Origin of the sequence: uncultured Zhongshania sp. (assembly GCF_963975605.1) — a bacterium.
GTDB lineage: Bacteria > Pseudomonadota > Gammaproteobacteria > Pseudomonadales > Spongiibacteraceae > Spongiibacter > Spongiibacter aquimaris.
This window is the reverse complement of sequence record NZ_CAXBHN010000023.1, coordinates 14,791-39,707: the sequence shown is the minus strand read 5'-3', so window position 1 is coordinate 39,707 and position 24,917 is coordinate 14,791. Positions and strand designations below refer to the sequence as shown.

Genomic DNA, 24,917 nt, shown 5'->3' with positions numbered 1-24,917 from the left:
CAGTATTATGGCAATGAGCAAAATAGAAGATCTAATTCAGGATATCCGCCTGGGTAAGATGGTTATTTTAATGGACGACGAAGATCGCGAAAATGAAGGTGATCTCGTTATGGCGGCGGAATGCGTGCGTCCACAAGATATTAACTTCATGGCTAAATATGGCCGCGGATTAATTTGTATGCCGATGACCCGCGAGCGCTGCAAACAGCTAGCTCTGCCGCTCATGGTAGACCGCAACGCCTCAGGCTTTGGCACCAAATTTACCCTGTCGATTGAAGCGACCAAGGGCGTGACAACAGGGATCTCTGCCGCTGACCGAGCCCATACTGTAAGAACCGCTGCGGCGCGTAATGCGGTGGCAGCCGATATCGTTCAGCCCGGCCATATTTTTCCGCTGATGTCTGAGCCGGGTGGGGTGTTGAGCCGCGCCGGTCACACCGAAGCCGCCTGTGATTTAGCGCGCTTGGCAGGGTTTGAAGCAACTGGCGTGATTTGCGAGATTATGAACGAAGACGGCACCATGGCGCGCCGCGCCGATTTGGAAATCTTCGCTGCTGAACACGATTTAAAAATGGGAACCATTGCCGATCTGATTCACTATCAGGTGTTGAATGAGCAAACCATTGAGAAAATTAGCAGCGCGACCATTTCCACCGACTTTGGCGATTTTGTTCTGCATGCCTATAAAGATTCTGTGGCGGGTGAAATCCATTTCGCGGTACAGAAGGGCGACATTAGTTCTGACACGCCGACCTTAGCGCGTGTGCACCTGGGTTCGTCAGTTCGCGACCTGTTGCAAACCCAGCCACCGGGTTCAACCACCGGTTGGAATATGCACCGCAGCTTAGAAACAATCGCTGCCCACGGTGGCGTGGTGGTGCTACTGGCCAACCGTGAAACACCTGAGTCGATTCTGGCGGAGCTGGGAATCGCGCAGGGCACTAAATCGCCATTGCAGGGAGATAGTGTGCAGTATCAAACGACCTACTTTAATGTTGGTTTGGGCTCGCAGATCCTCCGTGATGTTGGCGTTGGAAAAATTCGTTTGATGGGTGCACCGGTTAAATATAATGCGATCTCGGGTTTCGATCTGGAAGTTGTGGAATTTGTTAGCCCAGATAATATAAGTGCTTAATGACGGTATACATCACGTGAGTGAAGTAACTGCAAAATGGAAAGGAAAGTAGATATGAAAACCATCGAAGGTAATTTCGTCGCGGTAGCTGGAAAGTTTGCGATCGTGGTTGGTCGCTGGAATAGCTTTGTTGTTGAAAGTTTATTAGAAGGTGCCTTAGACACACTGCGTCGTCACGGTGTTGCAGATGACAATATTACTATTGTCCGTGCACCGGGCGCCTTTGAGATTCCGCTGGTTTGCCAGAAGGTTGCAGACAGTAAAAATTACGATGCCATTATTGCGCTTGGCGCTGTCATTCGCGGCGGTACCCCGCACTTTGAATATGTCGCGGGCGAGTGCGTAAAAGGTTTGGCACAGGTGACAATGCAATATGGCGTGCCGGTGGCGTTTGGTGTGCTGACCGTCGATACCATTGAGCAGGCAGTAGAGCGCGCAGGCACCAAGGCTGGAAATAAAGGCGAAGAGGCGGCGATGTCAGCCATTGAAATGGTTAGCCTCCTCAAGCAGTTGTAATTGTTTTAAAACATTGAGCGTGTGCTCATCATTGTTTCGTGCAGCCTTCACGCGCTTGCACGGTTTTTTATTTGTGGTTTTAACCACTAGCATGAGAATATTTTGTGGCTAATCGTCTTGAGAACCCATCCCGTAATCAGTTGGCGGCAGACCGACGCAAAGCACGTCATTACGCTATGCAGGCATTGTATCAATGGCATATGGCTGGTCAGGCCTTAAATGAAATCGAAGCCCAGTTTCAAGCTGACTATGACATGACCCATGTAGACAAAGAATTTTTCCACGACCTTGTGCATAATATTCCTGCACAACTAACGGCATTGCATGGTCTGTTCGAAAAGCATTTAGATCGAAAATTAACGGACCTGGATCCTATTGAGTTGTGCTTGTTGCGCATGGGCTCCTATGAGCTTCTGCGTCGTATTGATGTGCCCTATAAAGTCGCCATCAATGAAACTATTAATTTGGGTAAGCGTTTTGGCGCCACCGATGGTTACCGCTATCTAAATGGCGTGCTAGACCGGGTTGCGGTGGAGTGTCGCGCGGTTGAAGTGGCTGCAGAAAAGGGCAAGACCGCCAAGCCTAGCGCGCCGAAAAACGCAGAATAATCTGCGACGAACATACCTATGCCGGCATCTGAATTCGATATAATTCACCGTTATTTTCGCGAAGGTGCCGGACAAATTTCTGGTACTAACGCAAACACTATTCGCTGTGGTATTGGCGATGATTGTGCAGTGCTAGCCATTCCCGCCGGTGAAGAGTTACTGCTTTCGGTCGACACCTTAGTTGAAACGGTTCATTTCCCAAAGAGCTATTCTCCCGCCTTGCTCGCGCGACGAGCACTTGCTGTGTGTGTGAGCGATTTGGCTGCCAGTGGAGCGACTCCACTAGCGTTTACGTTGGCGCTAACACTGTCAGAGGTTGACGAAGTTTGGCTGGCGGAATTTTCTGCAGCATTGGCAGAGGCCGCCAGTGAATATGCGGTGGTCTTGGTAGGTGGCGATACCACCCGTGGGCCACTGTGCATGAGCATTCAAGTAATGGGTTCGGCCCCTTCTGGGCAAGCATTATTGCGAAATGGCGCGCAAGTCGGCGATATTGTTTTTGTGTCGGGCAACGTGGGTGATGCCAACGCGGCCCTGGCGTTTTTAGATACGCAGTCCTCGGACTTACAGCCCTACCAGCGCGAGCTTTTAACGCGCTATCACACTCCTGCACCGCGTTTAGCGCTAGGGCAAAAACTGCGAAATCTCGCTACCGCAGCCATCGATATTTCAGACGGCCTCGTTGCAGATTTAGGCCATATTTTAAAAGCCAGTGGTGTTGCGGCTGTGCTACGGCTGCAAGATCTGCCACTGTCGGCGGCGCTGATAAAACACGGTGGCGCGATTGATTCTGCACTCAGTGGCGGCGATGATTATGAGTTGTGCTTTACCGTGCCGGCATCGCGCCGTGCGGACGTTGAGGTCTTAAGTGCGAGCTTGAATTTGGCGCTTACCGAAGTTGGTTATATAGAAGCTGGCAGTGGTTTGCGCTGCTATGACGCGCAACAAAATTTGTATTCACCTCGCGGTGGCTACCAACATTTTTAAAACTGGCTTACATAAAATATGGCAACAAAAATTCCAGTGACATTATTAAAAAACCCAGTGCACTTACTTTCTGTCGGTTTTGGCAGCGGTTTAGCGACAAAGGCACCGGGAACCTTCGGTACGCTTGCGGCGCTGCCATTTTGGTATGTGTTGCAATTTTTATCGCCGGCAAATTATATCATTGTATTAATTTTAGCATTCGCAGCAGGCGTATATTTTTGTGGCGAAACGGCAAAAGCATTAGGTGTTCACGACCACGGCGGCATCGTTTGGGATGAGTTTGTCGGCTTGTGGATTGCTTTATTTTTAGTCCCTGTGAATATATTTTGGATAGCCCTCGGTTTCGCGCTATTTCGTTTATTTGATATTTGGAAGCCCTGGCCGATCCGGGTGTTGGACGCAAAAGTCCACGGCGGTTTTGGTATTATGATCGACGATGTACTCGCCGGTGTTTATGCATTTTTAGTATTGCAACTGTGCTTTGTTTTGAGCTGATAAACTCGATAGCGAGTGAAATTTCAAGAGGAATATTATGGTCACCTTAGGAACTCCGTTTAGTGATAGTGCCTGCAAGGTATTACTTTGTGGCGCGGGCGAACTTGGCAAGGAAGTCGCTATTGAACTACAGCGTCTGGGTGTGGAAGTGATCGCCTGCGATCGCTATGAAAATGCACCTGCGATGCAGGTTGCCGATCGCAGTTACACGTTTTCGATGTTAGACGGTGCCGAGTTACGCCGCATTATAGAGTTAGAAAAACCAGATTATATCGTGCCGGAAATTGAAGCGATCGCCACCGATACCCTCGTCGAACTAGAGCGTGAAGGATTTAATGTGGTGCCCACCGCCCGCGCTGCACAGCTCACTATGAACCGCGAAGGCATCCGTCGCCTAGTGGCAGAAAAGCTGGAATTACCAACCTCTAGCTATCGCTTTGCAGATAGCAAAGACGAATTCGACGCCGCTATCGCCGAGATTGGCTTGCCATGTGTAGTGAAACCCATTATGAGTTCGTCGGGTAAGGGGCAAAGTTTAGTAAGACGATTGACGGAAGTTGACGCCGCCTGGAGCTATGCGCAGGAAGGTGGGCGAGCAGGCGCTGGCAGGGTTATCGTCGAAGGCTTTGTTGATTTCGATTACGAAATTACCTTATTAACAATTCGCCATCGCTGTGGCAGTGACGATACCGCGACAAGCTATTGCGCACCCATCGGTCACTTGCAAAAAGACGGCGATTATCAGGAGTCTTGGCAGCCACAGCCGATGTCGGAAAAAGCATTGCAGCGCTCACAAGACATCGCTAAGCAGGTAACCACAGCCCTCGGTGGCTGGGGTTTATTTGGTGTTGAGCTATTTGTAAAAGGCGACGACGTCATTTTTAGCGAAGTGTCGCCGCGACCTCACGATACAGGCTTAGTGACGCTTATCTCCCAAGATCTATCCGAATTTGCCCTGCACGCCCGCGCCATTCTCGGCTTGCCGATTCCCAATATTCAGCAATGTGGTCCCTCTGCCTCGGCGGTAATATTGGTCGAGGGCGAGTCTAGGCGCGTGTCGTTTGGTAATCTTGAATACGCTTTAGAGGCGCCAGATACCCAGCTGCGCTTATTCGGTAAACCGGAGGTGAGTGGTAAGCGTCGCATGGGAGTAGGTTTAGCCCGCGGCGCAGATATTGAAGAGGCCCGCGCAAAAGCGCTCGCGGTGGCGGGTGCTGTGATAGTGACTTTATAAGTAGCATTTTATAAATTAAGTTTTTATATTTTTGGCGAAATCAATACGCGTACTGGCTTGTTATTCGTATTTTTAGCGCCTACACTTCTTAACTCTTGTCGGGGTGCCCGCGCGTAAGCGCATAGGCTGAGATCGTTTTCGAATCCCGTATTACCTGATCTGGATAATGCCAGCGTAGGAAACAAGATCTTCTCTGCAGGGCTTTCCCTGCGTCGTGGTAATCCTAGAGCCGATCTAATCCCTATTTGGCGTTATCGTTCAACGCTATTGCTTAACGCTGCGTGCGTTTTGGCAAAAAGGGGAAAGAATATGAGTTCATCTGAATATCCATTATTGCGTGATACCGCCAAAGTTGACGATGCTTCTGTAGAGCCCTTACCGGGTTCCTCAAAAATTTATATGCAGGGAAGTCGCGCCGACATTCAGGTGCCGATGCGCGAAATTAAGCTTACCTCAACCCCGGTACAAGCCGCCGATGGCAGCACGCGTTTGGAGCCAAATCCGCCAGTGCGGGTTTACGATACCTCTGGTGCCTACACTGACCCCAAAGCAAATATCGATATTCGCAAAGGTCTCGTGCCCATTCGGGATCAGTGGATTCTCGACCGCGAGGATACTGAATTGCTTGCTGGCGACAGCTCAGAATACAGCCGCAAGCGCGCAGCAGATTTGAATCTTCAGCAACTGCGTTTCGACCTAAAGCGCAAGCCTCGCCGCGCGCTGGCGGGCAAGAATGTGAGTCAAATGTATTACGCCCGCCGCGGTATTATTACGCCGGAAATGGAATACATTGCCATCCGTGAAAATATGGCTTTGGCTGCGGCGCGTGAAGCGGGCGAGCAGCCGGGGGAGCTGGGTTATCAGCATCCCGGCAATGCTTTTGGTGCCAGTATTCCCAAAGAAATCACGCCGGAATTTGTACGCGATGAAGTTGCCCGTGGCCGCGCCATTATTCCAGCCAATATCAATCACCCTGAATTAGAACCGATGATTATTGGCCGTAATTTTCTAGTGAAAGTGAACGGCAATATTGGCAACTCGGCCTTGGGTTCTTCTATTGAAGAAGAAGTTGCTAAATTGACGTGGGGTATTCGTTGGGGTGCGGACACCATGATGGACTTATCCACCGGCAAGAATATTCACGAAACCCGGGAGTGGATCGTACGCAACTCACCGGTGCCGGTTGGTACCGTGCCTATCTATCAGGCCCTTGAAAAAGTGGATGGCGTTGCCGAAGATTTAACTTGGGAAATCTTCCGGGACACTTTAATTGAGCAAGCTGAGCAGGGTGTGGATTATTTCACGATCCATGCCGGTGTCTTGCTGCGTTATGTGCCGCTGACCGCGAAGCGGGTGACCGGCATAGTATCTCGCGGTGGCTCGATTATGGCGAAGTGGTGTTTGTCACATCACAAAGAAAATTTTCTTTATACCCATTTCGATGATATCTGCGAAATTATGAAGGCCTACGATGTGTCATTTTCCCTGGGGGATGGTCTGCGTCCGGGCTCAGTAGCCGATGCCAATGACGAAGCGCAGTTTGGTGAGTTGCGTACCCTAGGTGAATTGACCAAGCGCGCCTGGGAGCACGACGTGCAGGTGATGATCGAAGGGCCGGGCCATGTTCCCATGCAAATGATTCATGAAAATATGACCGAGCAGTTAAAGCATTGCGACGAAGCGCCGTTCTACACGCTTGGGCCACTGACGACAGATATTGCGCCGGGCTACGATCACATTACTTCCGGTATTGGTGCGGCCCAGATCGGCTGGTACGGCTGTGCGATGCTCTGCTATGTCACCCCCAAAGAACACTTGGGTTTGCCCAATAAAGACGATGTCAAAACCGGCATCATTACCTACAAGATCGCCGCGCACGCAGCTGATTTAGCCAAAGGTCATCCGGGGTCTCAGCTGCGCGACAACGCCTTGAGTAAAGCGCGTTTTGAATTCCGTTGGGAAGATCAATTTAATCTTGGTTTAGACCCGGACACAGCGCGCTCATATCACGATGAAACCCTGCCCAAAGAATCTGCCAAGGTCGCACATTTTTGTTCCATGTGCGGGCCAAAATTCTGCTCAATGAAAATTACCCAGGACGTGCGTGACTACGCCGCCAAACTTGAATCAGATGATTTGGAATTAGAAATGCAGAAAAAGTCCGCAGAGTTTAAAGAGTTGGGAAGCGAGATATATCTTTCGGGTCGGGCGTCTGAGGTTTAGCGCGTGATCTCTGCATCCGACGTCCGACCCCAGACGTCAGACACTCAAAGCATTGGTATCGCCGGCGCTGGCTTGCTTGGTCGCTTGCTTGCGTGGAAGTTGCTGCAGCGTGGCCACCAGGTAACCCTATTCGAGCGCGGTAGTCGCGCCGCTGAACTCAGTGCGGCTAAGGTTGCGGCATCTATGTTGGCGCCCTATAGCGAAGTAGTTAGCGCTGAGCGCTGCGTTTTTGATTGGGGGCGAATGGCCTTGGCATGGTGGCCCCAGGAATTGGCTGCCTTGGCGGAGATAACCGGGCAGCACGTTGATTTTGGCAACAAGGGCAGCGTGGTGGTGGCGCATAAATTAGATGAATCCAGCTTAAACCATTTTGAGCAACAGCTGCGCGGCAAGGTGCAAGACTGCGACGAATTTATTGAGCGGATTGATCGGCGCCGATTAGCCGAGTTAGAGCCAGAGTTGGCAGAGCGATACCACGGCGGATTGTTTTTGGCGGAAGAGGCGTATCTCGATAACGAGGCCTTGCTCATTTCCTTGGAAACAGCGATTAGCAAGCTCGGTGGCAAGTGGCGGGAGTTTAGCGAAGTGCTGAGCGTTGATGCTGGGAAGATTCGCTTGGCAAACGAAGACTATTCGTTTGATTGGGCTATCGATAGCCGAGGCATGGGCGCGAAAGTACAGCTGCCAAATTTGCGCGGTGTTCGTGGTGAAGTGCTGTGGGTACACGCACCGGAAGTAAATCTGCAACGCCCCATTCGTCTCATGCACCCGCGCTATAAATTATATATCTCCCCGCGCGCCGGAAATCGCTATGTGATTGGCGCGACGGAAATTGAAAGTGAATCGATGAAGCCAGTCACGGTGCGCTCTAGCCTTGAACTCATGTCGGCGCTTTATAGCGTACACAGTGGTTTTGCCGAGGCGACCGTACTGCACGCCTACGCTCACTGTCGACCGGCGATGCCAGATAATTTGCCAGAAATAAAATGTGCAGATGGCTTGTTGGTGGTGAATGGACTTTATCGGCACGGCTATTTACTCAGTCCTCATGTGCTTGAATCGGCCTTGGCGATGCTGGGGAAGCCGGGAGTCGGGCAGCGATATGCTTGACGGGTGATGGCAGATGCAAAGGCTACTTGCATCTGCGGTTCTGCGTTTACCGTCTCCCATCAAGCGTTCAGCTCGGTAGTTAGGGGATACGATGCCGTCCGATGTCGGGCGATATAGGTGGTTTTACGTCTGACGTCAGTCTTCCAACGTCCGGCCGGTGATACAGAGTACTAAAATGACGACATCAATTATTACCGTCAGTGTAAATAATGAAAGCAGAGATTGCGCCCCAGATCAGCCCCTAGCTCAGTTATTAACGATCTGGGGTTTTGAAGCGGGGAAGGTCGCAATCGCAGTGAATCAAAGCTTTGTGCCGCGTTCGCAGTATAAAAGTTACTGCTTGGAACATGGCGACAAAGTGGATGTGCTAGCGCCGGTGCAGGGAGGGTGATGATGCGATGTCGGATGTCCGAAGTCAGGTGTCTGACGATAAGCACGGTTTTCACATTAGACCTTAGACTTCCGGCGTCCGGCCAATAACCTAGAGTTTCAAAATGAAGATGCCAGCAACAGCCACTATGACCCGCGATACCTGGACCCTTTACGGTCAAACATTCAATAGCCGTCTGCTAATAGGTAGTGCGTTATATCCATCGCCTGCCATTATGCGCGATGCAATCACCGAGTCCGGCGCGGAAATTGTTACCGTGTCTCTGCGCCGCCAGTCTCCAGAGCAGGGTGGTGGCGAATCATTCTGGCGCCAGCTCAAAGAGTTAAGGAAAACCATGCTGCCAAATACCGCTGGCTGCCATAACGCCAAAGAAGCGGTGACCTTAGCGCAGATGTCGCGGGAATTATTTGAAACAGACTGGTTGAAGCTAGAAGTTGTCGGCGATGATTACAATCTACAGCCCGATCCTCTTGCTACGGTCGCGGCTGCTGAGCAATTAATTAAACTTGGTTTTAAGGTGTTTCCCTACTGCACCGATGATCTAGTGATTTGCCAGCGACTGCGAGATGTCGGTTGCCAAGTTTTAATGCCTTGGGGCTCGCCCATCGGAACCGGACGCGGTTTGATGAACCCTTATAATTTGCAGACTATTCGTGACCGTATTCCCGAGTTGCCATTAATTGTGGATGCCGGCATTGGCAAACCATCTCACGCGGTACAAGCCTTGGAGCTGGGTTACAACGGGATACTGTTGAATACTGCGATTGCGCAGGCGGGTAATCCGGTTTTGATGGCCAGCGCATTTAAGCACGCGATTGAGGCCGGTCGCCAAGCTGCCCTAGCGGGAGCGATGCCAGAGCGCCAGACGGCATCGCCGTCGACGCCGACCTTAGGGATGCCGTTTTGGCATCAGCAGTGAAACGGCGATTTTAAATCCGAACACAGGCTGTCTGCGTAAACGTCGTTACGCGCAGTTCGCCAATCTTGGCGTGGCTTAGACTAAAAATACATAACAATAGCAGAGGATCTTATGCTCAAAATTCATCATCTAGGTATGTCTCGTTCAGATCGCAGCATCTGGTTGGCCGAAGAATTGGGTTTACAATATGAGTTGGTGACCCATACTCGCAATGCGGAAACGTTTCGTTCACCGCAGTCGCTATGGGATGTCAGTCCGATGGGTAAGGCGCCTGTAATTGAAGACAAGGGCCAGACAATTCCTGAATCCGGTGCGATTGTTGAGTATCTTCTAGAAAATTATGGTGAGGGGCGTTTAAGGCCAGCGAAAGGTACGCCAGCCTATATTGATTATTTACACTGGATGCATGCCGCCGAGTCGACATTGATGACGCCGATATTTATTAATATGTTAAGTGTGATGACGGCGAGTGATGCGCCGGGCTTAAAAGCCTTTTGCGACGGCGAGTTTAAAACCGTGTTCACTTACATGAATAATATTCTCGGCGAGCGGGATTATATTGCCGGGGACTTTTCCGGAGCCGATATTATGGTCGCGTTTCCTTTGATGATGTTGGAGTCACCCTTATTTGCGCAAGCCGGCGACGAGACGGGCAAGGCGTTTTTACCTTATCCAGCTATTCAGGCTTACTTAAATCGCCTGCGCGCGCGGCCAGCGTGGTCAAAAGCGGAGGCGATTTTTAAGGCGTGATGTTGTTGCTTACTCCCGTTTTACGTGACTCGACCATCCTCGGGCTTGTTGAGGGAGCTACTCCCTCATCAAAGTGAAGTATGTCGGCTGATATGGCAGTGAATTACACTCTTACAAAATAATGAAAATAGTAAGAGGCGATAATATGCATCTCGGCTTTAGTTCCATGAACACTGTCAACGATCAAGAACCGGCACAACTCGCGAAAACATTGGAGGACGCCGGTTTTGAGTCCCTGTGGTATGGCGAGCACAGTCATATTCCACGCTGTAGAACAACAGCTTACCCGCCGGGCGGTGAGTTACCCGAGCCGTACAAGGAAATGATGGATCCTTATATTTCGCTGATGGCGGCGGCGTCGTCGACCACGCGATTAAAGCTGGGCACTGGCATTGCGCTGCTGATGGAGCGTGAGCTATTTTCCCAGGCCAAAACCATTGCCACACTGGATCGGCTATCTGGTGGCCGAGTTATTATTGGCACTGGCGTGGGCTGGAATCAGGAAGAGTTTGAGAATGTAACAAGCCTGCCTTGGCAGCGCCGCTATTTGGCGATGAAAGAAACTGTGGCGGCAACGAGAGCCCTGTTTAAGGACGAGGCGCCAGAGTATCACGGTGAATTCATTGATTTTGACCCGGTGTGGTTTGAGCCAAAACCCCTGCACATTCCAAAGATGATATTTGGTGCGATGGGGCCGCTGGGTGTGCGTCACACTGCGCAGTGGGCAGACGGCTGGATGCCCGTGGATGTGGTGTTGCCGGACGTCGGTGCCGCTATTAAAGATTTTCGTAAACAGGTAAGTGACTTTGGTCGCGATCCCGACGCAGTAGAGATTACCTTGGTGGTGATGGGCGAGATAACGCCTGATTTACTCAAGCACTACCGAGACTGCGGGGTGGCTCGCTGTAATATTGGTGTCGGCATGCAAAATTGGAATAAGCCAGAGATCGTCATGCCCATGATTGAGCAATACTCTAAAATCATTGCGCAGTTATAAGCCGCATCGCGCTTTGTAAAACCAAAGGCCTGCGCCTGGGTGCGTCGGACGTCGGCGGTCGGACGTCTGACGTTAAATGCATTCGCCTTGCTCATCTGGATACTCGGTCGTGTCCGAGTATGGCAAGATACTAAAGAATTCTCAGCACCGTGAAGGCGATAATTGTCACCGCAACACTCGGAGAATACACCAACGTCCCTTCAACACCGCTGAGCACTGCAGCAAGTAACGGGTTAAGCGGGAAATTGTTTGAGCCGAAGGCGAGTTTTTCCCGCGCCGTTACTTGCGAAGCGCGGAGGGCATCGATGGCGCTTTTTGCCATCGACGGTGGTGCAGGGTGCCCTTTTTCTTTGCTTACTTTCTTTTTTGGCAAGCAAAAAGAAAGTGAGTCGCCCAGCAGGGCGAAACCAAGGTTCGCAGATATCTGAAGCAAAAAGTCCAAAATCGGATATTGAACAAAAGCAACTAGGAATTACACCGCACTTCGCAAACCCCAAAGGCATTCGCCTTGTTCACCTGGATACTCGGTCGCGACTGAGATTGAATATGCGCAAGGAGGAAATACGATCTCTTGCCATCGTTAGCATTTTCTTTATGTACCTTGATAAAACCGTAAGCAAATGGAAATAGGTGCCGTGAAAGTGCCCCATTTTTCATGAAGGCAGTTATCATGTAGCACTGAATATGGATCATCACTTCATTGCCGCCAGGAGACGTGCATGCCACATGAAAGCAGCCTTTTACAGGCAACAGTCGTTTTATTATTGGCGGCGGTATTCGTTGTGCCTTTGGCAAAGCGCTTGCAGCTCGGCGCTGTGTTGGGCTACTTGATCGCGGGTGTTGTGATTGGCCCCGCTGCACTGCAGTTGATACACAACCCCGAAAACGTCGCGCACTTTTCAGAATTCGGCGTGGTATTGCTACTGTTTATCATTGGTCTAGAGTTGTCACCGCGCCGACTGTGGCTAATGCGCAAGGCGGTATTCGGTGTCGGCTTGACGCAGGTTGCGCTGAGCGGAATGGTAATTGGCGGTGTCGCTTATCTCGGTTTTTCGCAGTCGTGGCAGACCAGTGTGGTACTGGGCTTAGGCTTGGCGCTGTCGTCCACCGCCTTCGGTTTGCAAATTCTTGCCGAGCGCAAGCAGTTAAACAGCTCCCATGGGCGCATGGCATTCGCGATATTGTTATTTCAAGATATTGCCGCCATTCCCTTGATAGCTTTGGTGCCGTTGCTGAGCGGCAGTAGTGGTGCCGATGACGCCAGTGCGGGTTCGGTACTGCGTATTTTATTGAGCATTGCGGCGGTGGTGGTGGGTGGCCGCTACTTGCTACGCCCGATATTCCGCATGGTGGCGAAGACCGGCCTGCAGGAAGTATCGACGGCCACCGCGCTGCTTGTCGTGGTGGGCACCGCTTGGTTAATGGATGCGGTGGGCGTATCGATGGCGCTGGGCGCTTTCCTAGCCGGATTGCTATTAGCTGATTCGGAGTATCGCCACGAATTGGAGTCGCAGATAGAGCCGTTTAAAGGCTTATTGCTAGGGCTTTTCTTTATTAGCGTGGGTATGACTGCCGACATCCAATTGCTGGCGACAATGCCGTTGACGGTGCTGGGTTTAACGGTTTTGCTCATGGTAATAAAGCTGCCAATACTCGCCTTGGTCGGCAATGTGCTGGGCGGTTTGGATCGTCGCAGTGCGCTGCGTTTAGGTGTTGTTCTCGCGGCGGGAGGTGAGTTTGCCTTTGTGGTGTTTCAAATCGCGAAAGATCATCAGCTGTTAGACGTGACATTACATAGCACGCTAATCCTTGCCATTACTTTGTCGATGGCGCTAACGCCACTGCTGATTATGTTGCTGGTAAAGATGCACAAGCCAGTGCCGGTCAGCCAGGAAGTGCCGCCGGAGTACGAGCAGATCGAGAGCGACGAGCCAAGGGTGGTGATTATCGGCATGGGCCGGATGGGACAAATTGTTGCCCGTATTTTGCGGGCGCAGCGGATACCGTTTGTGGCCTTAGACTTGTCGGTTGATACCATTGAGCTGTCCCGTAGTATCGACAGCATGCCGGTATATTATGGCGACCCGATGCGGCCAGAAATACTGCGCGCGGTTGACGCGGACAAGGCCGAGTATTTTGTACTGACCGCCGACGACCCGGAGACAAATATTAAGATTACCGAGTTGGTCAGCCGCCTGTATCCGCATATCAAATTTATTGCCCGTGCCCGCAGTCGATTCCATGTTCACCGCTTGTTGGAATTGGGCGCAAGGCCAATTCGCGAAACCTTTCACTCGAGTTTGGAGATTAGCCGCGAGACCTTGATTGGACTTGGCTTGAGCCCCGAGCGTGCCGAGGCTCGTATACAGCGCTTCCAGAGTCACGACGAAGCGTTGCTGGCCGAGCAGCACAAAGTGTTCAACGATCGCGATGCGCTAATTCAAAGTGCGCGCGAAGCCCACGATGAGCTGCAGGCATTATTTGATGCCGATGTGATTGAAGAGCGCGGCGTTTGAGTTCGTCGCACTATTAACAGCGGTTGGCTGGGCGATAGGTAATAGTGCGCGTGCGTATCATGTACTGCGCGGTGTAGCTAAAAATTTATAAATAGGATTGGTGTTCCGGTGATCATAGACCCATTTTTTTATCTTTGTGCTGTGCCGGCAATTCTGATCTTTGGTATGGCAAAGGGTGGTTTTGGCGGCGGCATTGCGGTGGTATCGGTGCCGTTAATGAGCTTGGCTATTTCGCCGATACAGGCTGCAGCGATATTGCTGCCAATTCTATTAGTGATGGATGCGGTTGCGCTCTGGAGCTTTCGTGGGCAGTGGGACCGGCCAAATATAAAAATCCTACTACCTGGCGCAGTGATTGGTATTGTGTTGGGTAGCATCGGCTTTCGCTATTTATCAGAAGACATGATCCGCATTCTCATTGGCGTGATCGCGGTTTTATTTTGTTTGAATTACTGGTTTAAACCAAGTTCGGCGAAGGCGCAGGGGGTAAGTATTATTCGCGGTGGATTTTGGGGCGCAGTTGCGGGGTTTACCAGTTTTGGCATTCACGCGGGCGGCCCGCCGGTGAATATGTATCTGTTGCCGCAGCGCCTAGAGAAATCCTTGTTGATGGGCACAATGGCGATATTTTTTGCGGTAGTGAATGTGATAAAACTTATTCCCTACAGCCTGCAGGGTAGCTTCGATCACACTAACTTACTCACTGCCGCGGTGTTAATGCCGCTGGCGCCAGTCGGTGTTCGGCTGGGCTTTTATTTACTGCATAAAGTTAGCGAAAAAACGATTTATCGAATTTGCTACTTTTTCCTTTTTATTGTCGGTATCAAGCTATTGTTCGACGGCGGTCAAGGCGCTTGGTCGACGTATTTTTAAGCGGTATTTAAACGTAGTTTAGCTCTTTGGAATGGCATAAGTTCCCACCGCGTGAGCAACCATTCTGTCGTCACCCTCTGAGTACAAAGACACTTCGCCGATCACCAGTTGGCGGCCCACTTTAATAAGCTTACATTCGCCGATAATATCTTTGCCGGCGCTGGGCTTGCGTAAAAAGTTAATATTTAGGCTTGTGGTAACTGCCAGCGCAACAATGCCAATCTCGCCGAGAATTGCAGCGTATAGACCGACGTCAGCGGTGGTCATTAAGGTTGGGCCCGACACAGTGCCACCAGGTCGCAGGGCTTGCTCGTCAACGCGATAGCGCACCGTGGCAGATTGCGGACCAATGGCATCTACTGAACAGGGGCTTTGGGGGAACTCCCGCGCAAGGAAAGTGCTGATTTCGTCGATGTTGGCCATTATTGAATTCCTTAGAGTGTGCGGCAGTAGATTTTTGAGGGCTATTTCGAGTGGCGGTAATTATAATACAGCTGTTTTTGTTATCCCGCTTTTATTGACCTAACCGATGCGATCAGCCAGTATTCGCAAGCTCAAAAATGAGTGTAAACGCACGGTAGGGTATTTAAACATATACTGCCATTACGTCATTCTTAACTGATTATAAGAATGTATCACACAGGGAGGTGGTCACGATGCCACGTAGTTTTTTCAATAAGGTACTGCTCATTTGGGCTTTATTCTGCACTCAGGTGCAAGCTCAAGACACACTGGCGGAAGAAGGCTATTCGGCTCGTGCAATTGTCACTGCCGGTTTTACCAGCGGCGGTGACACCTTAGTCGATGTGGAGTTTGAGGGTGGTGATGACGACCAGATTAAGGCAGGCGGCGCATTCCTGCTTGGGTTTGGCGTTGAATTTTTAGCTGCTGACCGTCGCTCTGCTGTGCAATTAAGCGCTAATTATCATTTCGATAGTATCGATGCAGAAAATGGCGAGGCGAGTTTTGAGCGCTATCCATTAGAAGCCATTCTCTTTGGCGTACGCGAACGTCATCGCTTTGGCGCGGGGCTGACGGTACATCTTTCGCCAACCGCGATGGTGAAAATGGATGGAGCTGGGCGAGATTCTATCAATTTTGATCCCGCTGCCGGATTGATTCTGGAGTATGACTATCTAGTCATGGATCATTTGTGGCTGGGTACCCGCTTTACGCTGATCAACTACAAGAAAGAGACTTATTTTGGCTCGGAGTCCTTCGACGGCAACCACATTGGCTTGATGGCCCACCTTCGATTTTAGAGCGTCATCGCGAGCGCATCGTCGGTCTTAAGCAATTCATTGAGATAGGCGACAATGCGCCTTTGCTAGCCTCCGCTATACTGATCATAGCGGAGACCGATATTTAGAGGATTTATGGCAAGTCGTAAAAAGCCGATCGCGTGGACTATTGCCGGTTCAGATTCCGGCGGTGGAGCTGGTATCCAAGCCGATCTAGCCACCTTTCATGATTTTGGTGTACATGGCTGCACAGTCATTACCGCCATCACTGCGCAAAATAGTTTTGCTGTTGGTCATGTCTCGGTGACACCTCGGCGTACTTTGGCCGCGCAAATAAATGCCCTCGACAGCGACTTGCAGGCGGATGTTATCAAGCTAGGCATGCTCGCCTCAGAAGATGTGGTCACGATGGTGAGCAAGTATTTAGATAGCTTCCCAGGATTTGTCGTTTGCGACCCCGTGATGGTATCAAGCTCCGGTGGCGAGCTGATGCCTAGCGGCATCTGTGACCTACTGATCGAGAAATTATTACCCCGCGCAGATTTACTAACGCCGAATTTGAGCGAGGCAGAAACCCTTCTTAATCGCGGTATTGATGGCCTTGACGATGTCGAGCGAGCCGCGGCAGATATCGTTGCGCTGGGTGCGCGGTCGGTACTGATAACCGGCGGTCATTTAAGTGCGCGCAACAATGAGCGCCACGATTATTGGACCGACGGTGAGCGTGGCTTTTGGCTCAGCGGCCCCAATATCGATACCCTAAATACCCACGGCACTGGTTGTAGCCTTTCCTCCGCGATTGCGGCGGTGGTGGCGCGGGGTTACTCATTGCCAGATGCCTTAGTGATTGCCAAGGCCTATGTCAGCCAGGGGCTGCGTATGTCGGTACAGCTTGGCAGTGGCCCCGGGCCGGTGGTGCACATAGGTTGGCCACAGCATGCCATCGATTTCCCGGGTTTGAATCGCCGGCTACCCGCACATGGTAAGCGGGTGAAATTTGCTTCCTGTGACGGAGAGTTAGGGCTTTATCCGGTGGTAGACAGCGCCGCTTGGATTGCTCGTTTATTGGCCTGTGGCGTAAAGACTATCCAGCTGCGATCTAAAGATTTATCCGGCGATGCCCTGCAGCAAGAAATTCGCGAGGCTGTTGCGATTGGTAAAAAGTTTAATGCGCGGGTTTTCATCAATGATTACTGGCAGCTCGCGATAAGCGAGGGCGCCTACGGTGTTCATCTGGGGCAGGAAGATTTAGATACCGCCGACATTGCCGCCATTGCGGAGGCCGGATTGCGCTTGGGGGTGAGTACCCACACCTATTACGAAGTAGCACGGGCGCATAGTTTGCGGCCGAGCTATATTGCCATCGGCCCGGTGTACGCCACCACCAGTAAGCAAATGCCTTGGATTCCCCAGGGCCTGCCACAGCTGCGACGCTGGGTGGGCATGTTGTCTGCGGATTACACCTTAACCGCCATCGGCGGTATTGATAGCAAGCGCGCTAAAGACGTTCTGGCAACGGGGGTGGGTAGTGTTGCCATGATCAGTGCCATTACCCAGGCCGACGACCCAGAGGCCGTTGTCGCAGAATTAATGGCACTTCACGAGACTCGCGCGTGATGGTAAGAACTATCAGTGTGTTGCTTGCTGTTTTGGCTAGCGCCCTCGCGGTCGCGGCGCCGGCCCAGATTGTGGTGCGAGGCTTGTTTCAACAGGCTGCGCTATTAGAAATCGACGGGCGTCAGCAATTGCTGCGCGCGGGTCAGCGAGACTCCTCGGGCATATTATTGGTGTCGGCCACCCCCCGCGAGGCCGTGGTAGACATCGAGGGGCGACGTAAAACACTGACGCTGAGCAAACATATTGGCGCGAAGTACAGCGAGCCCTCGCCAAGCTCAGTGTCATTGCACAAAAACAGTAATAAAGAATACCGCACCCGCGTCAGCATTAATGGTCAGAGCGCCGATGCGCTTGTGGATACCGGCGCCACCTCGGTCGCCATGAGTTCGAGCCAGGCAGATCAGCTGGGTATTTTTTATCGCGATGGTGTTCCGACCTCAGTCGCCACAGCAGGAGGTATTAAGCCGGCCTTTGGGATAATGTTAAGCCGCGTTGAAGTGGGTGATATCAAGACACAGCAGGTCGCTGCGGTGATTATTGAAGGCGATTACCCCCATATTATTTTGCTTGGAATGAGCTTTTTAGAGCACATCGATCTGCAGGAGCGGGACAATATCCTAGTCCTAACCCCCCGTTATTAGAGACCTCGCCAATGATTATTCCCTCAGTGGTCGCCTCGCGGTCGTCGTGCTGGTAAAATGCGCGACCGGATTTGCTCGTGGAGATACCCGTGGCAGTTAGCTTTATAGAATCCTCTAAGCTTCCCACCCCTTGGGGGGTGTTTGATATTCATGGTTTTGAGGACACCGACAACGGCAAAGAGCATGTTGTTTTAAGCCTTGGCGACATCAGCGATGGTGAGCCTGTTTTGGCGCGGGTGCATTCTGAGTGCCTTACTGGCGACGCGCTGTTCAGCATGCGCTGTGACTGTGGCTCGCAACTGCGTGCAGCCTTAGAAAAAATTGCTGAAGAAGGGCGCGGCGCTTTGTTTTATTTGCGCCAAGAAGGTCGTGGCATCGGTCTGTTGAATAAAATTCGCGCCTATAAACTGCAAGATGCCGGCGCCGATACCGTCGAAGCCAACGAGCAACTAGGCTTTGGTGCTGACATGCGCGACTACAGTTTACTGGCGGTGATGTGCGAGCATTTGAACATCACCAAAGTGCGCTTGATGACCAATAACCCGCGCAAGGTAAACGCCCTTACCGATCAGGGTGTTGAGGTTGTAGAACGTCTTCCTTTGCAAACGGGACAAAATCCCCACAATGCAAAATATTTGGCGACTAAGTCTGGCAAGCTCGGGCATTTGTTTTAGCCATTTTGATGGGCAGATTAATAGGGAGTATTTATGCGTTTTATTAATCTGTCGTTTTAAAATCAGTAATTAATTTTACTGACGCAGAATTTTCTCCATTGCTTTCCCTTTAGCCAGCTCGTCAATCAATTTGTCTAAATAGCGAATTTTTTGCATTAAGGGGTCTTCAACCTCCTCTACTCGGACTCCGCATACCACCCCTTTGATAAGCGATGTGTTGGCGTGTAACTTCGGTGCTTGCGCAAAGAATGTTTCTACGTCGTTATTCTGCTCCAGTTGCTGCTGCAAGCCGGCCTCGTCGTAGCCGGTTAACCAGTAGATTATTTCGTTAACCTCCGCTTTGCTGTGATTCTTGCGTTCTGCTTTATTGAGATACATCGGATAAAGGCTGACAAATGACATGCTGAAGATTCGATGTTTGGACATTGTGCATCTCCTGGAATATGGAGGTAGTGATCGCTGCCCTGAACAGCCAGTGTCGGGATTGGTTTCCGTTTCATAATTAAGTGTAAAGGTAACGGCTGCCGGTTTGCGGGGGGTTTTCCCATCGTAAAAAGTATTCGCACTATAAAAATAGGGAATAAAATTATTATTTATTTTGTTTTCATGAGCGTTGGCGGCATGGCGCCTACTATTTATATTTGCTAAATATTCATTGAGCGAAGCTTATGCCTCTCCGCTTTAATTTGACCGTTAGTGCTGGTCGCGGATAATTTAGCAGGTGGTGCTGTTCAGATTAATGCTGTGCTACCTCAGCTTTGTGCAGCGGCGCTAAGACTGGCGTGTAGCTCTGGAATGGAGGCGCTGCGGCGGCGAATGCTGCCGATAATACCGTTGCTATCTAAGCCAATATCGCTCAGCAATTGCGGGTGCTTGCCGTGGTCAATAAACTGGTCAGGTAGGCCAAGTTGCAATACGGGTATGCAGCGACCTTGCTGGTTCAGATACTCGCACACGGCACTGCCCGCGCCACCGGCGATCACGTTTTCTTCTAGTGTGACTAGCAGTGTGTGGCTGTCAGTCAGCGAATCAATCAGCGCGGTGTCTAGCGGTTTAACAAAACGCATATCGGCCACCGTGGCGCCTATTTCGTCAGCGGCGCTCAGCGCCGATGACAGCAGGGTACCAAAACTCAGAATAGCGATTTGTGTGCCTTTGCGAACCAGTCTGCCCTTGCCGATCTCCAGTGGGGTCATATTCGTTTCAATGTTTACACCGGGGCCAGTGCCTCGCGGGTAGCGAATGGCCGCTGGGCCGGGGTATACATAGCCGGTATGAAGCATTTGCCGTGTTTCGTTTTCGTCGGCGGGCGCCATCACAATCATATTGGGTATGCAGCGCAAAAAGCTCAGATCAAAGGCGCCGGCGTGGGTGGGGCCGTCTTCGCCGACTAAGCCCGCGCGGTCGATGCCAAAGGTAACATCTAAATTTTGCAGCGCAATATCGTGAATGAGCTGATCGTAGGCGCGCTGTAAGAAGGTGGAATAAATAGCGACGACGGGCTTGAGACCATCGCAGGCCATACCGGCGGCGAGGGTTAGCGCGTGTTGTTCGGCAATGGCGACATCGTAGAAACGCTCGGCAAAGCGTTCAGAGTATTCCAGCATGCCAGAGCCTTCGCACATAGCTGGGGTGATGGCGACTAGCTCGGGGCTTAACTCTGCTTGATCGCAGAGCCAGCTACCAAAAATATCCTGATACTTTGGCAGCTTGGCTTTTGCTACTGGAATCTGGCCATTTTTAGGCTTGGGCTCAATTTTTGAAATGGCGTGGAAGCCCACCGGGTCTTCTTCCGCAGGGGTAAATCCTTTGCCCTTTTTGGTCATGATGTGCAGCATTTGTGGGCCGGGTAGCTCGCGCAAATTGCGCAGGGTTGGCACCAAAATGTTGAGATCGTGACCGTCGATGGGGCCGATATAATTAAAGCCCAGCTCTTCAAACAGGGTCGCAGGTGAGACCATGCCCTTCATATATTCTTCGAGTCTAGCGGCAATGTCGGTTGCCGAGCGCGGGAATTTTTTGAGAACGGATTTGCCGCCACTGCGAATTTGGTTGTAGGTTTTGGACGCCCACATTTTTGAGAAATAGGTATTCAGGCCGCCGGTATTTTTGGAAATCGACATTTGATTGTCGTTAAGCACCACTAACATATTGGCGCCGGTGTGGCTGGCGTGGGTAATGGCCTCAAAGGCCATGCCGGCAGTCATAGCACCGTCGCCAATAACGGCGACGGTGTGGCGGTCTAGCTTCTGTTGACGAGCGGCAATCGCCATGCCTAAGGCTGCGCTGATGCTGGTGCTGGAGTGACCAACGCCAAAGGTGTCGTAAGGGCTTTCTTCCCGTTTAGGAAAGCCCGCTAGCCCGCCAGCTTGGCGCATGCCGCCCATGCGTTCGCGGCGGCCAGTTAAAATTTTATGGGGGTAGCATTGGTGGCCAACATCCCAGACCAAACGGTCGTCGGGGGTGTTGTAAATATAGTGTAGGGCAATGGTGAGTTCGACGACGCCCAAGCCAGCGCCAAAGTGGCCTCCCGTTTGGCCGACGGTATAGAGCAGGTATTCCCTTAATTGCAGGGCCAGCGCGCCGAGATCGTGTTCATCTAGGCGGCGAAGATCGGCTGGAGAGTCGATCGTGTCCAGCAGTGGTGTCGCTGGCCTTATGAGAGGGATTTCCTGAAACATCTAGCGTAAACCCAGTACCTGTAAAGGGGCGAGATTGTAAACGAATTTAACCTATTTTACCTATTCGTACGCGGCATTGTGGCTATTTCTAAGGCTAGCCGAGTATTCGACAACTCAATACTACGTGGTTGCGCTGCCATTAAGACTTAATGTTGGCGGTCAATAATATAGTGAGACAGCGCGCGCAGTGGTGCGGCCCGCTCATCGAACTCGCTCAGGGCGTCGAGTGCCCTCTGGTGCAGTTCTGCCGCCAGGGCTTTGGCTCCCGGCATACCCAGCAGAGCAGGGAAGGTCGGCTTGTTGAGCGCTTGATCGGCACCCTGGGTTTTACCCAGTGTTTCGGTATTACTTTCAATATCGATAATATCGTCTTGCACTTGAAATGACAGTCCGATGGCCTTGCCGTATTCATCTAACCTGGCGGCTTGGGCTGGGCTGGCTTGGCACCAGCTTGCGCTCATACTGATTGCCACCCGAATGAGCGCACCGGTTTTAAGCTGGTGCATGGTTTGCAGGGAGTGCAGGTCTAGTTGCTGATTCACCGAGGCGAGATCAATCGCTTGCCCGCCCACCATGCCGCGTGGGCCGGCGGCGGCACTGAGTTGGCGAACAAGCGCGAGTTTGGTGTCGGCCTTGTTGTTTCCCGGCAGGTTGGCGAGTAATTCAAAAGCCCGCGCTTGCAGGGCGTCGCCGACCAAAATAGCCGTTGCCTCGTCAAAGGCGATGTGACATGTGGGCTTGCCACGGCGCAGCTCGTCGTTGTCCATGGCCGGTAGATCGTCGTGAACCAGTGAGTAGGCATGAACCATTTCAATGGCGCAGGCGATGTCGTCAAGGCCGTCTATATCGCTATTTAGCGCTTGTGCAGTGGCATAAACCAAGGTCGCGCGCACGCGTTTGCCGCCATTCATTAGGCTGTACAAGCTCGCTTCGCCAAGGGTGTTTAAGTGCTTGCTGGCGTCCATATCGGCGAACTCACTGCCGGTATTTTGCAGGCGCGCGGGCAGGGCTTGCTGTACTCGGTGCTGGCAAGCAGCGAGAAAGTCCGAAAACTCCCAACTCATGTATTAATTATCCGTATCGAGGGTTTTACTGACGATTTCGCCGTCTTTTTCCATTAATAGCTGCACTTTTTGCTCGGCGTCAGCCAGTGACTGCTGGCAATCGCGGCTCAATTGCATGCCACTTTCGAACGCTTTTAGCGAATCTTCTAAGCTGAGTTCGCCAGATTCCATACTCTGAACCAGCTTTTCCAGTTCGCTGAGTGATGTTTCAAAATTGACAGTCTTTGCCTTGGGCATCAGCCTCTCCTGAGCGGTGAGTGGGATCGTCGTGGGGGCGTATTCTAGCAGTGTCTGCAGCGATGAGGGTAATTCCGCACTGTCAGCGGCGGGATTTTCGATGATAATAGGCGCAGTTCTTAAGAAATAGGGAAAAGTGGTTCGCAATGCACTACCGGTCGATATTAGAATTTTGGTTCGCCGAGCTGCCGCCCTCGGCGTGGTTTACGAGTAGCGCGGAACTAGATAGCACAATCGCGCGACGTTTTGGCGATATACATCAGTCCGCGCTTGCTGGTGAATTATATTCCTGGCGCCATAAGCCACAGGGTCGCTTAGCAGAAATTATTGTGTTGGATCAGTTCTCGCGCAATATTTATCGCGATACCCCGCGGGCATTTGCCGCCGATGGGCAGGCTTTAGTGCTCACTCAGGAAGCTTTGCGTGTGCATGCCGATGCTGAATTAACGGAGGAGCAGCGCGTTTTTTTGTATATGCCTTATATGCATAGCGAATCGGCGGCAATTCACAACGCGTCGGTGCGACTATACGAAACACTGGGCCGAGAAGAAAATTATCGCTTTGCCCTTGCTCATCAGCAGGTTATTGAGCGCTTTGGTCGCTATCCACATCGCAATGCGATTTTGGGTCGGGCCTCATCAGACGAAGAACTCGCGTTTTTGAAAGAACCGGGCTCATCTTTTTAAGACCTACCAGGTCATATAATTCATGTGAATTACCTAGCGCGGCCACTTAGCAGGCTGTTGATTTTCGTTTTCGAGGGCGCCAATGCAAGCGGAAGGCCGCCCCGACAAAAACGGGCGAAATGAGGGAGTTTATACGTTATAAATGACCAATTTGAGCCGCGCTTTAACCAACAGCAGGCGCTTTAGGCGACGCGGCAGTGGCTACGCAGAGAGATAATCAACAGCCTGCTAGGGTGGCTGAACGAGAAATTTCCTTGTAGGCTGCGCCAAGATAATCGCACTGGAGTAGATGTATGCGACACCTGTTGCCGCTGAGCGTAGTATTGTTTTGCCTATTTGCCGTCTCGGCTCAGGCTGAGTGCGCCTTTCCTGATAGTGATAGGCGTGAGGCTCCTGAGTGGCTGTGCAGTCTGGATAACTATGAAGGGGCGGACTTTCTTGCTTATGGAGATAAAAGCCGTCTGCCGTCTATATCTTTGCAAAATCGACTTGCCGGTAAGGACGCGATGATTGCGGTGGTGGGTAATTTGTTGGCCTATGCAAAGGCGGAGCTTGCCACACAGCTTCCTGCCGAAACCGAACTTGTTTTGCCAGCCGCGGAAGATTTGAGCCGGGTGGCAAAATTCAAAGGCGTGAAAATTTTAGAAAAGGCGGCTAGTCCGCAGCGCCATCTCTATGTTTTAGCGGGTGTTAAGCCGGAAGTTCGCGACGCCTTGATTGCGGTTGCTAAAAAAGAAGTGTTGAACGCAAACAAAAAACGCTTGGTCGCTCAAATCGGCAAAGACGAGTGGTTAAAACTTCTTGCAGCAAACTAGTGTGAATCACCAGTGGAAGTGCCCGCCGGTGATTGTTTTAGCGGCTTAGGCCAGTTCTGATGTGCAGCTTGGGCAGCGACTTGCCTTGAGTGGGATGGCGCTAATGCAGTAAGGGCACTCTTTAGTGGTGGGCTCTGCTGGTGCGGCTTCCTCTTCCTTGCTTTTCATATTGTTCATGGCTCTTACCAGCAGGAATACGGCAAACGCGACGATAATAAAGCTAATGACGGCGTTGACGAAAATCCCGTAGTTAATCGTAACCGCGCCAGCGGCTTTGGCTGCGGCGAGTGTGGCGTAGGGCGCAGCGATTTCGCTACCCTCTTTTATGGTTATAAATAGCTCAGCAAAATCGACCCCGCCCATCAAAATACCAATCGGCGGCATAATGATGTCGGCTACCAAGCTTTTGACGATAGTTGTAAATGCAGCACCGATGATGATGCCCACAGCCATATCTACTACATTACCGCGCATGGCAAATTTCTTAAATTCATCAAGCATTGCTTA

General features: G+C 51.5%; 27 protein-coding genes and 1 riboswitch. Of the genes, 20 read left to right on the top strand and 7 right to left on the bottom strand.

The genetic code is table 11. The features are described 5' to 3' along the window. Positions 1–7 precede the first annotated feature (7 nt). The 12 genes from ribBA to AAC007_RS14985 all read left to right on the top strand — a co-directional run bounded on the left by ribBA (position 8) and on the right by AAC007_RS14985 (position 11,365). Complete coding sequence (ribBA, locus tag AAC007_RS15040; RefSeq protein WP_339677849.1) at positions 8–1,135, top strand: bifunctional 3,4-dihydroxy-2-butanone-4-phosphate synthase/GTP cyclohydrolase II; 1,128 nt, start codon at positions 8–10, stop codon at positions 1,133–1,135. A gap of 36 nt (positions 1,136–1,171) precedes the next feature. Beyond that, positions 1,172–1,651 (top strand): 6,7-dimethyl-8-ribityllumazine synthase, encoded by a 480-nt coding sequence (ribE, locus tag AAC007_RS15035; RefSeq protein ID WP_295874772.1) that lies wholly within the window; start codon positions 1,172–1,174, stop codon positions 1,649–1,651. A 104-nt stretch (positions 1,652–1,755) separates the two neighbouring features. Beyond that, positions 1,756–2,259 (top strand): transcription antitermination factor NusB, encoded by a 504-nt coding sequence (gene nusB / locus AAC007_RS15030; protein WP_295874775.1) that lies wholly within the window; start codon positions 1,756–1,758, stop codon positions 2,257–2,259. A gap of 18 nt (positions 2,260–2,277) precedes the next feature. Next, on the top strand, positions 2,278–3,246 hold the full coding sequence (thiL, locus tag AAC007_RS15025; protein WP_339677848.1) for a thiamine-phosphate kinase: 969 nt from the start codon (positions 2,278–2,280) through the stop codon (positions 3,244–3,246). 18 nt (positions 3,247–3,264) lie between these two features. Beyond that, a complete protein-coding gene (locus tag AAC007_RS15020; protein WP_219042873.1) occupies positions 3,265–3,741 on the top strand; it encodes a phosphatidylglycerophosphatase A in 477 nt (158 codons plus the stop codon). Between the two features lie 37 nt (positions 3,742–3,778). Continuing rightward, positions 3,779–4,975: a formate-dependent phosphoribosylglycinamide formyltransferase gene (gene purT, locus AAC007_RS15015; RefSeq protein WP_339677847.1), complete on the top strand. Its 1,197-nt coding sequence runs from the start codon at positions 3,779–3,781 to the stop codon at positions 4,973–4,975. Between the two features lie 89 nt (positions 4,976–5,064). After that, a riboswitch (TPP riboswitch) is annotated at positions 5,065–5,173 on the top strand. Positions 5,174–5,284: 111 nt separating this feature from the next. Further along, a complete protein-coding gene (thiC, locus tag AAC007_RS15010; RefSeq protein ID WP_339677846.1) occupies positions 5,285–7,198 on the top strand; it encodes a phosphomethylpyrimidine synthase ThiC in 1,914 nt (637 codons plus the stop codon). A 3-nt stretch (positions 7,199–7,201) separates the two neighbouring features. Next, positions 7,202–8,308: a glycine oxidase ThiO gene (thiO, locus tag AAC007_RS15005; RefSeq protein ID WP_339677845.1), complete on the top strand. Its 1,107-nt coding sequence runs from the start codon at positions 7,202–7,204 to the stop codon at positions 8,306–8,308. Between the two features lie 175 nt (positions 8,309–8,483). Then, on the top strand, positions 8,484–8,699 hold the full coding sequence (gene thiS / locus AAC007_RS15000) for a sulfur carrier protein ThiS (RefSeq protein WP_339677844.1): 216 nt from the start codon (positions 8,484–8,486) through the stop codon (positions 8,697–8,699). 103 nt (positions 8,700–8,802) lie between these two features. Continuing rightward, positions 8,803–9,618, top strand: coding sequence for a thiazole synthase (locus AAC007_RS14995; RefSeq protein ID WP_339677843.1), 816 nt, complete (start codon positions 8,803–8,805; stop codon positions 9,616–9,618). Between the two features lie 111 nt (positions 9,619–9,729). Next, positions 9,730–10,368, top strand: a complete 639-nt coding sequence (locus AAC007_RS14990; protein ID WP_339677841.1) for a glutathione S-transferase family protein — start codon at positions 9,730–9,732, stop codon at positions 10,366–10,368. A 166-nt stretch (positions 10,369–10,534) separates the two neighbouring features. Beyond that, entirely contained in the window at positions 10,535–11,365 is an 831-nt protein-coding gene (locus AAC007_RS14985; protein ID WP_339677839.1) for a TIGR03619 family F420-dependent LLM class oxidoreductase, read from the top strand. Between the two features lie 130 nt (positions 11,366–11,495). Here the strand turns inward: AAC007_RS14985 and AAC007_RS14980 are convergent, their stop codons facing one another. Beyond that, complete coding sequence (locus tag AAC007_RS14980; protein WP_296435211.1) at positions 11,496–11,798, bottom strand: hypothetical protein; 303 nt, start codon at positions 11,796–11,798, stop codon at positions 11,496–11,498. 286 nt (positions 11,799–12,084) lie between these two features. On the opposite strand from AAC007_RS14980, the gene AAC007_RS14975 reads away from it, so the two are divergent. Next, positions 12,085–13,881, top strand: a complete 1,797-nt coding sequence (locus tag AAC007_RS14975; RefSeq protein ID WP_339677838.1) for a monovalent cation:proton antiporter-2 (CPA2) family protein — start codon at positions 12,085–12,087, stop codon at positions 13,879–13,881. A gap of 108 nt (positions 13,882–13,989) precedes the next feature. After that, complete coding sequence (locus tag AAC007_RS14970) at positions 13,990–14,754, top strand: sulfite exporter TauE/SafE family protein (RefSeq protein ID WP_339677837.1); 765 nt, start codon at positions 13,990–13,992, stop codon at positions 14,752–14,754. Between the two features lie 18 nt (positions 14,755–14,772). Here the strand turns inward: AAC007_RS14970 and AAC007_RS14965 are convergent, their stop codons facing one another. Continuing rightward, positions 14,773–15,177, bottom strand: coding sequence for a PaaI family thioesterase (locus AAC007_RS14965; protein WP_295874810.1), 405 nt, complete (start codon positions 15,175–15,177; stop codon positions 14,773–14,775). Positions 15,178–15,410: 233 nt separating this feature from the next. Here AAC007_RS14965 and AAC007_RS14960 point away from each other — a divergent pair, with 233 nt between their 5' ends. The 4 genes from AAC007_RS14960 to ribA all read left to right on the top strand — a co-directional run bounded on the left by AAC007_RS14960 (position 15,411) and on the right by ribA (position 18,927). Next, a complete protein-coding gene (locus AAC007_RS14960) occupies positions 15,411–16,016 on the top strand; it encodes a hypothetical protein (protein WP_339677835.1) in 606 nt (201 codons plus the stop codon). 114 nt (positions 16,017–16,130) lie between these two features. Continuing rightward, positions 16,131–17,612 carry a thiamine phosphate synthase gene (gene thiE, locus AAC007_RS14955; protein WP_339677833.1) on the top strand — a complete coding sequence of 494 codons (1,482 nt, stop codon included), beginning with the start codon at positions 16,131–16,133 and terminating at the stop codon, positions 17,610–17,612. Further along, positions 17,612–18,253: a TIGR02281 family clan AA aspartic protease gene (locus AAC007_RS14950; protein ID WP_296435258.1), complete on the top strand. Its 642-nt coding sequence runs from the start codon at positions 17,612–17,614 to the stop codon at positions 18,251–18,253. The genes thiE and AAC007_RS14950 overlap by 1 nt, the downstream gene beginning before the upstream one ends. An 89-nt stretch (positions 18,254–18,342) precedes the next feature. Beyond that, positions 18,343–18,927, top strand: coding sequence for a GTP cyclohydrolase II (gene ribA, locus AAC007_RS14945; protein WP_295874820.1), 585 nt, complete (start codon positions 18,343–18,345; stop codon positions 18,925–18,927). Between the two features lie 75 nt (positions 18,928–19,002). Here the strand turns inward: ribA and AAC007_RS14940 are convergent, their stop codons facing one another. The 4 genes from AAC007_RS14940 to AAC007_RS14925 form a co-directional block, all read right to left on the bottom strand. Continuing rightward, positions 19,003–19,353 (bottom strand): DUF2200 domain-containing protein, encoded by a 351-nt coding sequence (locus AAC007_RS14940; protein ID WP_339677831.1) that lies wholly within the window; start codon positions 19,351–19,353, stop codon positions 19,003–19,005. 326 nt (positions 19,354–19,679) lie between these two features. Continuing rightward, on the bottom strand, positions 19,680–21,608 hold the full coding sequence (gene dxs / locus AAC007_RS14935; RefSeq protein WP_339677829.1) for a 1-deoxy-D-xylulose-5-phosphate synthase: 1,929 nt from the start codon (positions 21,606–21,608) through the stop codon (positions 19,680–19,682). A 146-nt stretch (positions 21,609–21,754) separates the two neighbouring features. Further along, positions 21,755–22,672, bottom strand: coding sequence for a farnesyl diphosphate synthase (locus AAC007_RS14930; protein WP_339677827.1), 918 nt, complete (start codon positions 22,670–22,672; stop codon positions 21,755–21,757). Positions 22,673–22,675: 3 nt separating this feature from the next. Next, positions 22,676–22,909, bottom strand: a complete 234-nt coding sequence (locus tag AAC007_RS14925) for an exodeoxyribonuclease VII small subunit (protein ID WP_295875476.1) — start codon at positions 22,907–22,909, stop codon at positions 22,676–22,678. Between the two features lie 146 nt (positions 22,910–23,055). On the opposite strand from AAC007_RS14925, the gene AAC007_RS14920 reads away from it, so the two are divergent. Next, a complete protein-coding gene (locus AAC007_RS14920) occupies positions 23,056–23,595 on the top strand; it encodes a DUF924 family protein (RefSeq protein WP_295874834.1) in 540 nt (179 codons plus the stop codon). Between the two features lie 293 nt (positions 23,596–23,888). Further along, positions 23,889–24,410, top strand: coding sequence for a hypothetical protein (locus AAC007_RS14915; protein WP_339677824.1), 522 nt, complete (start codon positions 23,889–23,891; stop codon positions 24,408–24,410). Positions 24,411–24,455: 45 nt separating this feature from the next. On the opposite strand, the gene mscL is transcribed toward AAC007_RS14915, so the two are convergent. Continuing rightward, positions 24,456–24,911: a large-conductance mechanosensitive channel protein MscL gene (gene mscL, locus AAC007_RS14910; protein WP_339677822.1), complete on the bottom strand. Its 456-nt coding sequence runs from the start codon at positions 24,909–24,911 to the stop codon at positions 24,456–24,458. Positions 24,912–24,917: the final 6 nt, after the last annotated feature.